Source organism: Enterobacter cloacae complex sp. 370H10, from assembly GCF_050031535.1.
Taxonomy (GTDB): domain Bacteria; phylum Pseudomonadota; class Gammaproteobacteria; order Enterobacterales; family Enterobacteriaceae; genus Enterobacter; species Enterobacter intestinihominis.
Genome location: NZ_JBLGWG010000001.1, coordinates 4,487,845 through 4,500,907, shown reverse-complemented (window position 1 = coordinate 4,500,907; position 13,063 = coordinate 4,487,845). Strand labels below are relative to the sequence as shown.

Annotated in this window: 10 protein-coding genes and 2 pseudogenes; 8 read left to right on the top strand and 4 right to left on the bottom strand. The window is 44.4% G+C overall.

Annotated elements, in window-relative coordinates:
• Positions 1-33: 33 nt before the first annotated feature.
• Positions 34-1,230, bottom strand: coding sequence for a hypothetical protein (locus ACQG2Q_RS22220; RefSeq protein ID WP_426759266.1), 1,197 nt, complete (start codon positions 1,228-1,230; stop codon positions 34-36).
• A gap of 205 nt (positions 1,231-1,435) precedes the next feature.
• On the opposite strand from ACQG2Q_RS22220, the pseudogene ACQG2Q_RS22215 reads away from it, so the two are divergent.
• The 4 genes and pseudogenes from ACQG2Q_RS22215 (at position 1,436) to ACQG2Q_RS22200 (ending at position 4,559) form a co-directional block, all read left to right on the top strand.
• Positions 1,436-2,078, top strand: a pseudogene (locus ACQG2Q_RS22215) (phage baseplate assembly protein V).
• Positions 2,075-2,425, top strand: coding sequence for a GPW/gp25 family protein (locus ACQG2Q_RS22210; RefSeq protein ID WP_063849806.1), 351 nt, complete (start codon positions 2,075-2,077; stop codon positions 2,423-2,425). Before ACQG2Q_RS22215 ends, ACQG2Q_RS22210 begins: the two are co-directional and overlap by 4 nt.
• 5 nt (positions 2,426-2,430) lie before the next feature.
• Positions 2,431-2,787, top strand: a pseudogene (locus tag ACQG2Q_RS22205) (baseplate assembly protein); the annotation flags it as partial.
• A 455-nt stretch (positions 2,788-3,242) separates the two neighbouring features.
• Positions 3,243-4,559 (top strand): tyrosine-type recombinase/integrase, encoded by a 1,317-nt coding sequence (locus tag ACQG2Q_RS22200; protein ID WP_130997209.1) that lies wholly within the window; start codon positions 3,243-3,245, stop codon positions 4,557-4,559.
• A gap of 285 nt (positions 4,560-4,844) precedes the next feature.
• Here the strand turns inward: ACQG2Q_RS22200 and ACQG2Q_RS22195 are convergent, their stop codons facing one another.
• A complete protein-coding gene (locus tag ACQG2Q_RS22195; RefSeq protein WP_016243849.1) occupies positions 4,845-5,060 on the bottom strand; it encodes a hypothetical protein in 216 nt (71 codons plus the stop codon).
• A gap of 111 nt (positions 5,061-5,171) precedes the next feature.
• Here ACQG2Q_RS22195 and ACQG2Q_RS22190 point away from each other — a divergent pair, with 111 nt between their 5' ends.
• The 4 genes from ACQG2Q_RS22190 (at position 5,172) to ACQG2Q_RS22175 (ending at position 8,846) form a co-directional block, all read left to right on the top strand.
• A complete protein-coding gene (locus ACQG2Q_RS22190) occupies positions 5,172-6,182 on the top strand; it encodes a hypothetical protein (protein WP_089561931.1) in 1,011 nt (336 codons plus the stop codon).
• 119 nt (positions 6,183-6,301) lie between these two features.
• Positions 6,302-6,538 carry a helix-turn-helix transcriptional regulator gene (locus ACQG2Q_RS22185; RefSeq protein ID WP_016243847.1) on the top strand — a complete coding sequence of 79 codons (237 nt, stop codon included), beginning with the start codon at positions 6,302-6,304 and terminating at the stop codon, positions 6,536-6,538.
• Between the two features lie 134 nt (positions 6,539-6,672).
• Positions 6,673-8,094: a YfjI family protein gene (locus tag ACQG2Q_RS22180; RefSeq protein WP_097724947.1), complete on the top strand. Its 1,422-nt coding sequence runs from the start codon at positions 6,673-6,675 to the stop codon at positions 8,092-8,094.
• Between the two features lie 125 nt (positions 8,095-8,219).
• Positions 8,220-8,846 carry an inovirus Gp2 family protein gene (locus tag ACQG2Q_RS22175; RefSeq protein ID WP_089561933.1) on the top strand — a complete coding sequence of 209 codons (627 nt, stop codon included), beginning with the start codon at positions 8,220-8,222 and terminating at the stop codon, positions 8,844-8,846.
• A 55-nt stretch (positions 8,847-8,901) separates the two neighbouring features.
• On the opposite strand, the gene ACQG2Q_RS22170 is transcribed toward ACQG2Q_RS22175, so the two are convergent.
• The gene (locus tag ACQG2Q_RS22170; protein ID WP_130997208.1) at positions 8,902-10,134 is read right to left on the bottom strand and encodes an RNA-binding domain-containing protein; all 1,233 of its coding nucleotides are present in this window, start codon (positions 10,132-10,134) and stop codon (positions 8,902-8,904) included.
• Positions 10,135-10,154: 20 nt separating this feature from the next.
• Positions 10,155-12,806, bottom strand: coding sequence for a TrlF family AAA-like ATPase (locus ACQG2Q_RS22165; RefSeq protein WP_130997207.1), 2,652 nt, complete (start codon positions 12,804-12,806; stop codon positions 10,155-10,157).
• Between the last annotated feature and the right edge of the window lie 257 nt (positions 12,807-13,063).

Sequence of the window (13,063 nt, the reverse complement as noted above, 5' to 3'; positions counted from 1 at the left end):
CTCTTAGCCCTGTTTAGTCAGGGCCAAATGATTTCAACAATTATCATGTATATCAACGAAAGGTTTTATTTCTTTGATGATAAATTGATTAGGCCTCCAGCCAGCAGTTAATTTATCGAGTATAAAAGAATCGAGGGCTGATGTAAGGAGACCTGTGATAGGATCTATAAGCCCTAGGCCATTACTTGCTAAGTATCTCAAGGCTTTGCCTGAACCACTACCAAACCAACTGGAGGTTGTAATATCTTCAAGGTATTGAGATAAAAGTTTCTCGTCGGGGGATTTTCCTTTTAGCCATTTTTTGAACTTTTTGGCACGTGTTAAAAGTTCTAAGAACTCCTCAAAAGATCTTTCCCCTTTATTTATAACTGTTGCTATGTCGGGACACCCTGTGAGTGCTATTTCATAAAAATTACTTAGTTCATTACGGTTGGCATTAGCACGAGTTAGAATTTGTTTGTTTTTCTGCTGGATTATCTTGGATTCGGTTGTTGATGTGTGAAAGTCGCCACCATAGTGAGCTGCCAGTATGAGGCCATAGGATGAGTTAAGTATGCTTGAAGCTATACTCGCTGGCGTAGTTTCATCATTGTTAGCAAGTACATTATTTTGATACCTATTAATTTCAGGAAAATCAATATTGGTAGAAACGCGAAATGTTCCATGAGATGGATGGATCCTGAAGTAGAATTCATCCTCAGATTTTTCTTTTGGAAGTAGGTTTCTCAGGATAATACGCGCAGCACTTGAGACGTATTCAGGATCATTGAAATTTTCTTTTGCAGCAGATATAACTCCACCATTAATAAAGTGGTCTCCAGTAAGTCTTTTTAATGTGACGCATTGTCTAAATCTTTCGGTGAAATTCTCGGCTTGAGTTTTATTCAACCCCTGCCTTGTCAGCATGAATTCAAGACGTTTTTTCCAGCTTTTAATCTCTCCGTGCTCTTGGTTTCCTGAAAAATAACCACTCGCAAGAGTGTATTCAGTTCCAAAGTTAGTCTCATCACTCATAACCCCGAGAATTTCCTCAATGTAGGTTGTTTTTACATCGGGATGGGAAAGTAATCTGATAATGTTATGGGGACCAATTGACTGAATGAGTCCTAATAAATTTGATGTGTCCATTACAATATGAATATTTTGATAGAAAAGCAATGCTTCTGCTATTTCACCAATGGTAATGGCAGGACCATCAATTGAACGGTTCAAAACGATTGAGTCAAACATTTTTAGTCAGTTCCTTCTATTATTTTATCTAAATATATCACTCAACGAGAAAAGGTTGCCACATCGGTCATCAATGATTTTGATGTTTTATGGTTTTGTCTGGCAGGCTAACGATTCATGCTGTATGTGGCAAGGTATCGTTGTGTCGTACCTAACAAAACCTCGCCCAATTGCCGCTGGCCTTGCCCGGCGGCATCCTTCCTGTATGAATAATTTAAATTCTCTACAGGAAATCGCACGCGCGATCCGCAACCTCATCCGCACCGGCATCGTAACCGACGTCGACCACGACGAGGGGCTGTGTCGTGTCCAGACCGGCGGCATGCAAACCACCTGGCTTAACTGGCTCACCTGTCGCGCCGGTCGCTCTCGCGTGTGGTGGGCTCCGTCCGTTGGCGAGCAGGTGTTATTGCTGGCCATCGGCGGTGAGCTCGATACGGCCTTTGTGCTGCCGGGCATTTTCTCAGATGACAATCCCGCGCCGTCAGCCTCACCCGATGCGCTTCACGTTACCTTCCCTGATGGTGCGGTCATTGAGTACGAACCCGAAAACAGTGCGCTCACCGTGTCAGGTATCAAAACCGCAGACGTTACCGCGTCGGATTCCATTACAGCCACCGTGCCGGTGGTGCTGGTGAAAGCCTCGACCCGTATCACGCTCGATACACACCGAGGTGGTGTGTACCAACAAACTGACGACCGGCACGCTCGAAGTGCAGAAGGGCGGGAAGATGACCGGGAACATCGAGCACACCGGCGGGAAACTGACCTCAAACGGCGTGCAGGCGGATGACCATGACCACGGCGGCGTTGAACGGGGCGGAAGCTGGACGGAGGGTACTAAATGACGGTGCGTTATCTCGGTATGAACAGCCAGACCGTCCTCAGTATATCTGAGGTCGAGCATATCAGGCAAAGCGTGCGCGATATTCTCGTCACGCCGGTTGGCTCGCGCGTCATGCGCCGTGAATACGGCTCGCTTCTGTCGGCACTGATTGACCAGCCGCAGACACCGGCACTGCGATTGCAGATTATGGCCGCGTGCTATTCCGCGATCCAGAAGTGGGAGCCGCGCGTCAGTCTGACAACCATCACCTTTGAGCGGTCGGAGACCGACGGCGGGCTGTATGTAGATATCACCGGCACGCGATCGGCTAACGGCCAGCCCTTTTCCCTCACCATTCCACTGAGTTAAACGCTATGGCAATTGTTGACCTTACGCCTGATGTCGTGGAAGTGCTGGACTATGAGACCATCCTCGCAGAGCGAAAGGCGACCCTCGTCTCGTTATACCCGGAGGAACAATAGGGGGCAGTCGCGCGCACGCTGATCCTCGAATCAGAGCCGATTGTTAAGCTGCTGGAGGAAAACGCCTACCGGGGAGTTATCTGGCGACAGCGCGTCAACGAGGCCGCGCGTTCGGTCATGCTGGCTTACGCTGCCGGAAGCGATCTCGACCAGATTGGGGCGAATTACAATGTCCCGCGACTCGTCATCACCCCGTCAGACGACACGACATTTCCGCCCACGCCAGCGGTGATGGAGTCTGACACTGACTAACTCCCGCTCCACCTCACCCGACTGTGGGTGGTCAGCAGCCATTATGTCTGTGATAAATTCCTGCTAAGTGCCCGCCCTGTGCGGGTTTTTTTATGCGCCGAGGAAAATCGGGTTAAAAATTTACCGCCATTTCATCGCCACTTAAAATTCAGACAACAAAAAAGCCACTCGCAAGAGTGGCTTAACTGGATGATTCTAAAGCTAAAATTTGGTGGCCCCTGCTGGACTTGAACCAGCGACCAAGCGATTATGAGTCATAAAATTGGCATGTTTTTAATTGTTCGCCATTGTCTCTGTTTGTATTTTAAATTGTCTATAATCAATTGGTTATGAAGTTATTTTTGTTTCTAATTGGTTCTCTTATTTCCTCATTGTACTATCCTTACCTGACCCATTACCTGACCCGAAATGGGCATCGGGTCAGGTAACGCTTATCTTAGAAAGGTAAACTCATGGCCGCTAATCTTACTGAGACTGCTATACGTGGATTGAAGACAAAAAGCACGGCGTACTACGTGTGGAGCAACAGTGCTCAACGTGGTACTGGCAGGCTTGGCGTTAAGGTTCAGCCTTCTGGCAGCAAAGTTTTTTATTTCCGTTACTACGTTGAGAAAGGGAAGAAAGAGAAGTTCATCCAGTTGGGCATCTGGCCTGAGATGAAACTGGTGACGGCCAATGAGCTGGCGAAAAAGTATGGTGCCTGGCTTGTTGAAGGAAAAGAGCCCCAGCAAGAGCTTGAGCAACAGCGCCTGGCCGAACAGCACATTATGCAGATCCATCGCTCTCAAGGATCGTTTGAAGAGCTGGTGCATGGCTACGTTAACAAGATGAAGCTCGACAATAAGCGGACCTGGGCTGATGTTCTGAAGCGTCTTGAAAAAGAGTGCTACACGGTTATCCCTCGAGAAACCAAAGCGAAAGATGTAACACCTCTGCAGATCAAAACCATCCTCTCAGGCATTATCCAGCGTGATGCGGTGGTGCATGCTAATCGGATTCGCTCGTATCTGATGGCGGCATTTAACTACGGCCTGAAAGCTGATAACGATCCGATTAATACCAGCGTGGGTATCACGTTTGGTCTTGAAGTTAACCCGGTCTCGGCCATACCGAAACAGTCTTCGGCGGAAAAAGTGGGTGATACATGGCTAACACTGGAAGAGTTGCGTGTTGTCATGGAACAGTTCGCCGGGGCCACCAACGTTGGGCCGCTGATGCAGCATCTGATTCGCTTCTGTGTTTATGCTGGTGGGCAGCGTCCGTTTGAAATGATTGCCAGCCAGTGGAGTGCTATTGATTGGCAACAAAAGACGTTGCTGGTCATAGCCGATGTATCGAAAAACAAGCGTGAGCATCTGATCCCGCTGACTGAATCGGCACTACAGGAATTAGCCTCAGTGAAAGAACTGACTAAGGAAAGCAACAGTCCCTATATCTTCCCACTCTCGACCAATGGAGATCGACCGGTACGCACTGATAGTCTGGCGCGTTCCATCATGTATTTCCGGGCTTTTAATCCTGAGTTTAAAGTTTTCACGGCGCGAGATTTACGTCGCACCTGTAAAACGTTGATGGGGGAGGCGGGGATCAGCAAAGAGATCCGCGACCGTATCCAGAATCACGCTTTGAATGACGTCAGCTCGAAACACTATGATCGTTATGATTACTTGCCTGAAAAGCGCAGGGCGCTTGAGATTTGGGAAGATAGGGTCAACAACTATCAGCGACAGCAGGAAAACAACGTTGTGAACTTGTTTGGGCGGAGGTAAGGACTCGTTGGGCTAAATAGCTGCGCGGAATAGTGCTCCACTTTTGATGAGTCCTTGCAGGACAAGGGGTAAGCATTATACCCACTCAGCCGCGTTACATCTGGCTTGTGGTTTGCTGCTCTTGTGGTAACTGCCATACGTCAATAGGTGGCAGTTGTAGCAGTATTAGGCGCAGCTATTTAGAGCCTGTGGGGTGAGCACAAACCTTTACTTCAGGGCAATATAGGCAGGTGTATCAGGGAAATACAGCCCTATGATGCGACTGGTTAGCGACATCTTGCCAGACTAACGGGCGAGGCCAACGGCTTTCGCCTGTGCCTGATTTTGTTTGAGTTGTTGCTCAATTTTTTGCACAGAAACACCGGTTTCAATTGCGGTTGAGCTGGCGACGGCACGGTAAATTTGTGCTTTGGTAACTATTTTTTTTCTCACGAGCTGTTCTTCTTGGACTATTTTGTTAATTTTAGAGAAGAACAGTACTCTAAACAAGATGCCTCGCATATCTAACTTTTCAGTATCCGCAATAAGTATCTTAATTTCTGAACAAGGCTACTGATTTTATTGATATAAATTGATAGCATCATTGTGTGGAAAATATCATAAGGAAGTAAAATGAAAGCTGGGTCTTATTTTTATTCTTTAAAATTAGTTTCTGATAAATTGAAGATAGATCCTGAGTTGATCGTTGATGAGTGGCTTCAACATAGGGTTTCATTGTATATGAAATTGAATTCTTTGCCCTGTAGAATTATTCGGTATATTGGTGCCGATTCTTTTTTGTTGAAATACGAGATTTTAAAAATAAAAAATGGAATGGATTATTATCAACATGAGTTAATGCCGGAATTCAAAGTTAGACAATTCCATCCAACCAAGAATACCGACATTGATGCCAGGTTAATAAATAATGACCTTGGAATATCCCGTTTTACATATAGTGGTTATGCGTATGGTTATTGGAGATTGAAACCAACAAAAACAGCCCATTTTTTAAAAGAAAAAATTATATCACCAGGCCTAAATATTGTGTTAAGTGATAATGAAGTCCTTGAGAGTATCACTATTCATGGGCGAGATGATAGTGATTATTTAATTTTGTCCAATGAGGCGTCAAAAATTTTAGTTGAGGTGTATGTTGATAGTAAATCTTTTGATTTTTTGCAGAATTATTATTTATTAAGTGATGAAGTGGAAGTTTCTAAAGACAGCATTGATTATAATTATTGTGATATAAAAAAGTCAGTGGATTCAATTCCGTTTATTGAACACTATAGAGCGGCGCTATATATTTTTATACATGAATGGTGGGGGGCGGGATCATCTGAGGAAGTAGTGATTAATAAATTGGTCACACATCTTGAAATGAGTCATCAATTAAAAGTTAAGCATTCAACTGTTAAACGATGGGCTGAAAAACCGCAAATAAATGCAAAATATAGAAGCATGTCTGATCAGAAAAAAGTTTTGTCCATTTTAATTTCTGAGTACTGTAGTACGAAAAACATTAAAAAAGAACCTATGGCAGTTGCATCTTTGTTGAATGAATTTATTCACTCTGAAAAATATTGTTTTAACTGTGAAGTCACTTTTAGTGAACTAGAGGTAGCCACATGGATAATTTAATCATAATACATAAAAATTTTGTCTTACTAAGTGGCTATTAACTGCTTAGTAAGACAAGAATGACTTTCTTGAGTTGTAAATCTGATACATGCTTCTTTTACCAAAACAATGGAGGCAGTATGAAAACAACATTCAAGTATCCAACATCAAGCGAACGCTTGCAGATCCTACGCAACTATGGCGAACCCCATGATCGCCTCGTACGTGAAAAAGAACGTCAGTGCATCACATCGATATCTCGTTCAACGGCTTGGAAACTGGAGCAAGTTGGTCAGTTTCCGTTGCGTAAGTCTATTGGGTTGAAGTCCTGTGGTTGGTTGTTAAGCGATCTGCTTTGCTGGATTAACGAACGTTAGGATCCAGAGGTTTTGTGCTTTTATTTTTTTGTTTTTTTCTGAATGCTCCGTGTTCATCCTGCTATTTCTGCAATTAATAGCGGAATGGCAACTTGAGCGAAACTTTTTAACGTTAATTTTATTAGAGGTATTGCATGTTTAACGCTCGTCCTTTTCCTATTGATTCGTTTCCTCAGATTATCAGAAATGCGGTTTATGAAGTGGAACAGCACACGCAGGCTCCTCAGGCTTTGATTGCCGCATCGGTACTGGGGGTTATTTCGCTTGCATGCCAGAACCGTATTGATGTGTGCCGACTGAATAATTTGCGCAGTCCGGTATCACTTTTCTTACTGACGCTGGCGGAATCTGGTGAACGCAAAAGTACTGTGGACAAACTACTGATGAAGCCATTGTATCAATTGGAAGAAGAATGGTTTGAAAAATATACCCATGACTTGGTTGTCTGGAGGAATGAAGAAACGGTTTTTAACATTGAAAAGAAAGCCTTGATGTCAAAACTGAAGTTAGATATTCGCAAAAATAAAGATCACTCGGCAACGGATGAACTTCTGAAAGAGTTTCTGGAGTCGCATCGTAAAGCACCTGTGAGGTTCAAGCAGATATTTAACGACGCCACACCTGCGGCTATTAAAGATTACCTCTGTGGCTACTGGCGTTCTATCGGTATTATGTCTGATGAGGCTGGCACCATTTTTAATGGTTATACGCTGAACGAACTACCCTTTATCAACAAAATGTGGGATGGTGCAACTTTTTCCGTGGAAAGAAAAAGCGAACCGGAAAAATTAATCAAAAATGCCAGATTGACGTTAGGGTTGATGGTTCAGCCTGATGTATTTAAAGGTTATCTGCAACGTAAAGGCGATACAGCTAAAGGTATCGGATTCTTCGCTCGGTGTTTGATATGTCAGCCTGATTCAAAGCAAGGTTCCAGAATAATCTCCAGCCCCGTTATTTCAAGCGAGCATTTGCCGATATTCCATCAACGACTGATGGAGATAGTTAACGACAATATTGCTAGAGATAATCAAAATGATCGTCTTTGTCTGCACTTCTCGGTAGAAGCGGAAAATCGCTGGATAGAATTTTATAACAAGGTGGAGTCAGATATGGGCTTACTTGGCACCTTAACAGACTTTAAAGACTATGCATCTAAGGTCGCAGAAAATACGGCAAGAGTGGCCGCTCTTCTGCATTTTTTTAATGGCAATGATGGAGATATACCTCTTTCTGCAGTCGAAGATGCTGTGAAGATATCTACCTGGTATCTAAATGAGTACATCCACTTATTTTCTAAGCCTCAAGAATTCACTCTGGCAATCTCGGAGGCGGATGAGCTTTATTGGTGGATAAAAAACCATTGTAATCGCCTTGTTGTACCTTATATTACTAAAAATACCATCCTCCAATATGGCCCTAATAAATTCAGGAATCGTAGTAAAGCAAATGAATTACTCAGTGCATTATTCTCTCAAAATAAAATCCTTGTGGGAAAAAAGGGGAAAACCACATTAATAGCTATCGCTGGTTTGAATTCCTCAACTTTATTCTGAATGATTGTATTTAATTCAAGAGTGAAAATTAATAATGAGCCCAGTTCAGTTAATGGTTTGTTGTCATGATAGATAATATATATTAAATCCATCACTTACTTCAATATCATCAAACAGGATGCTATATGACATACGATAGTGAATTCGGATCACACGTATCCCTATATCGGGATAGAATCAAACAGGTTATTGATGACTCCCTCAATGAACATCCTAACTCAATGATTCTTCGTGTTGATCTGCATGATCCAATTGATACAGAGAATATGGATAATCCATTCTTTCAACCTAGGGTTGACTCTGCTGCTATATCTCGCTTTACCAGCGCGTTAAAAGCAAAGCTTGAACACGATAAACATATTAAAACTCAACGGAAAGACTGGCCTGATGCCCGACATTCTACCTTACGTTACGCATGGGTTAGAGAATATACCAAAAATGGAAAACGGCATTACCATTTAATACTGTGTTTCAATCAGGATGCTTATTATCATGTAGGTGATTACGATTTAAACCGTAACACTCTAAGAACAATGATAACAACAGCTTGGTACAGTGCACTTGGCATCCCGATAGATAGTTCAGGGAAGTTAGTTAATTACCCTTCAAATGGCAAATACCTTCTCAATCGTAAAAGGGACAACTTTGAGCAGACTTATAGCGATTTGATGAACAGGGTGGATTACATGACCAAAGTAAGGACTAAAATAGTCGGTGATGGGGACCGTAATTTCGGCTGCAGTCGCGGGTAATTTATTTTTTACAACGATGGCCTTTCTTATGGATGGAAAGGCCAGACCTTATATATCAAGACGATGGTGAGCGATAAAGTATTGTTTTCAAGTAATCATCTGTTGCAGTAAACTCAGGGAGTTGGCCACTCATGGCCTGTGTTAGTGGAATAATCTTTGTCCTGACTCCCATCCCCCTGAAATCAACGTAACCATAATCACGTAAGACTTCCATGATAATCGTATTACGTGGTGAACGCTGACCTGCAACCATCTTTTCAACCGACATCGAATTATTCAGCGCCCCTGGGCTAATAACTTCAAATCGATTGCTATACAAACCAATCTCTATCTCAACAAAGCGTGTCCAGTCACGATGAGCCAGCGCATTTACAACAGTTTCGCGGATAGCTTCCAGTGGATAATACCAGGTTGTTTCCCGACGTAGATGCGTATCGGGTAGAGGAGCCTCTGAAGTGATAAAGGGCATGATAGTCGACATCAAACGCTCAATCAATCCACCATCGATCAAAGCCTTTCCGGCTTCCTCAGTATCAAAACGCCCAACCATTGGACCATCCAGAATATCATCGAGTAACGGTTGGTACTCCTTATCCTCGCTGGCAAACGCAAAGACTCGGATACCTGATTGACGTAAATACTGGCGTGGATGTTTACCGAAGAGCACCAACCCGGCAATTGTACAACAGACATTTTCACCCGCTTTTGTCAGAAAACTTAATCCTAACAACCGTTGTTGCCATTGTTCCTGAGTCTCAGGAATATCAGGATCACGCAAAATATCACGCAGATAATTCAGTAAACGTGCTTCATCCAAGCTGCTAATATCTGTTCTAGGGACAGGCATCACCTCTGTATGTAACATACCGCCAATTTCAAACAAACGCATTTGCTGCTCACGAGTAGCTAACCGGGAAGTCGATCCTACGCGAATAAATATTTCCTCTCTTCCCTGATGACGCACGACATATGGCTTAGAAATTCCTTGCGGGAAGCTAACAATAGCAACTGTAAGATTATCGTCTATCCGGACCTCTTCATAGAACGGCAGAAGCATTGGATGAATTTTATCCTGCATAACGTTCATCACCCACTCCTCTAGGTTCTGACGCTGAATGCCGGTTATGGTGCCGTCATCCTCCACACCTAGAAGGACACTTCCTCCCTGGAAGTTAGCCATCGCAACAACTTCTTTCGCCAATTGCTCTGGGCGGATATCATCACGCTTAAACTCCACTCCAGAGCTCTCCCCGTTGGCAATGATCTCCAGTAATTCGCTTTTAAGCATGACTGACTCCTGATTCTTAGTTATTTAAACCCGTATTTTTCCCGGCGTTGATTAAATGCGCTTTGACCACCTTCGAGGATATTCGCCGCCAGACGCTGGATTTCAGGCAGATCAATCGCCCCCTGCTGCTCAGGAAGAATACGCCCTTTCCCATCTTCTACACTCAACACCCCAATCCATTCGGCATCACCGAAGACCGGTATGTTAGCGTTATGTGTGGCAAATAAAAACTGCCGGGACAACTTCGCCTTACGCAGTTCTGCCACTATACGCTCTGCAATAAATGCGTTATCAAGGTTATCTTCTGGCTGATCCAGGATCAGCGGGTCCTGATTTTCCAATAACAGCAAATGCAGGACAGCGGTACACTGTTGTCCGGTAGATAGTTCGTCAATATGGCGCCAGAAAACGCCACCGCCATCATGCATGACATTCAGCTCAATTTGCATCGTATCCGGCAGCGATAATGCTTCCAGTTCCAGAAGCTGTTTTTCGCTCAAACGCAGCAACGCTTGGGCGACGGTTGGTGTGATTCCCCACTTGGCATTATGTAAGGCCTGCTCACCACTACGGATACTCTCAACCAGATTTTCCGGTGTAAAATCATGCTCAAGTACCCAGGCAAGGCGTCGTGAGCCGACCCCTTCCAGATTACATTGTTCCAGAAAATGCAGCAGCGGCTGACGGTCGCCTTCTGGCTGCAAATTGAGCCGCACTTTTTCATCCAGTTTTCTGTTCAGACGTTTTACTGATTTTGCCAATGCTGCAGAACGTTGAGAACGTGCCTGGATAAGTTCTAGAAGTAATCTTTTCCGCTGCTGGTATAGCTCATCAAGTTGCTTTTGCCGGTTCTCCAGCGCTGTTGCTTTAGGACGAATAGAGGCAATCTGACGTAACAAGGTTTGATAGTCTGCGCCAATCTGTCGCCCGCTTTTTCCCTGGCTGGCTGGGATATCTTTGAAGGCTTTTTCAAGCTGAGCCTCTTCTGCGCCGATTAAACCTGATAGCTCAAGTTGTAAAGGAGCAAGCTCCGCTGATGAACGCTGAACGATCTCATCAAGTTGTTGGACTAATGTTGACACTTGACCCTGCGCTCGCTGGAGTACATCACGTTGCCGGAGCAGAAGAGAGTGGTGAGGCAAAACATTTATCACACCATCACTGAGGTAAGCTAGGTCGGGAAGGCTGTCCTTAAGCGTCAGAAGAGCGTCCTTCACCCCGGATAATTCTTCCTGATGACGTAAACTGAGCTGCTTTTCTTTTTCCAGCAAAGGGACTATTTTGAGTTTTTCATCAAGGCCAAGCTGTTTAAATTGCGCTGCCTGCTCCAGCAGTTTCGGCAATCGTGCTACTTCAAGTTCTGTCTCCGCCTTTTGCTCAAGAGCATTAAGGATAGCAAGACGACTCTCCCCCAGGCGTGACAACGCTTTGTTGATAATCACATCGTACTGGCTATGATCACCTTCCAAAAATCGCTCTACCAGACGATTACGACTCTGAGCATCTCGGGTCATTTCGTAAATTTCATTCTGCCCGTACAACTCCAGCCCAGGAAGTAAATCATCAGGAGAATAAGGTGAAACATTCCCTTCACTGTCCGTTACGATGGATTGCCCACCAAATTTGCGACTGATAGTAAAAGCACGCCCCTGCATCACAGCAGAGCGAACCTGCAGTTGAACCAGCGAACCATTCCCCAAGTTGCTCTTAATAATTGCACTGTGTTGCTTTTGTGCTGAATCGCCAAAAGGCTGTTTACCCAGGGCAAAACGAATGGCCTCCAGCAAAGTCGATTTACCTGTACCACGCCCACCAATTACAGCATTGAGGTGGTCGGAAAAAGTAATATCAGTTTCATCCAGATATCCACCAGTAAAACGAATGTTTTCAATTGCCGAAGCATAGCTATGTGGCTTATCTGCATTCAGGCGCACTCGTGATTCTGGATCTAAAAATGCCTGTTTAAATGAGCTAAAGCATGGCCGCGTCATTTTTATCAGGCAGGATGCTCCCGCTGTTTTAATTTCTTCCGGTTGGGCAACATCTGCCGCGTTGATAATGGCAATAGGTCGTTCACGACGATAGTCAGGGAGTTTGTTCAGGATAGCTTTTCGATAAAAATCATCTTCAACCCCTTTCAAGTCATCGACAGTTCCTGGAATCTGCGCCGCCAGCAATCCACGTTCTTTCCATACATGATTCATACGGCATTTCAGTACGCCATTATCATTCGTGCTATGTGCAGCAAAAATAAACCCACCCAGGCCTTCAACTTTTTCAATGATCTGTATGGCGCTGAGCTTTGAAGGGGAAATGCAATCATCGGGATTTTCATACCCCAGATTGCTCAAGCAGCGCTCCAATTCCTGTACTGTACGGCTTTCATCAAACAAACAAACGAAATGAATTTTTTCGCTTGAGCAGATCTCAAAACCAGGAAAAACGACAATTCCATGCTCATTAAAGAGCTGACGAAGTCTGTCTACCGCATTAACGGCACCATGATCTGCTATACCAACAACCTGAATATCAGCTTCGAGGCAGGCCTCCAGAAGCTGCTGATTGTAGATATCCTCGCTGAGTGATTCTTTCCCACGATACTTACTGTATCCCGCTGGGTTTACTTGCAAAGCGCACTTAAAAAAATCAGCTTTAGTCCAGTTCACAGACATCGTCAGGCTCCATATCTTTTTAGTGGTTCACTACTCGTAGTAAATAATACGCTTAAAATCTCTGTATCACATTGATAAACAGGCCTATCTCTTCACTTTCAACTGTACGTCTAGTTTTATTATCTAGCTTTTGCAGCGTCCAGGTTAGTACGACGAAATAATCCGAAAACTCCTCTGCACTGCTGCTCCGCAGAGGGGCATCGGCGGCATCCAGCTAGACCGATAAAGTCTCCACACAGCGACAGGTACAGACACGT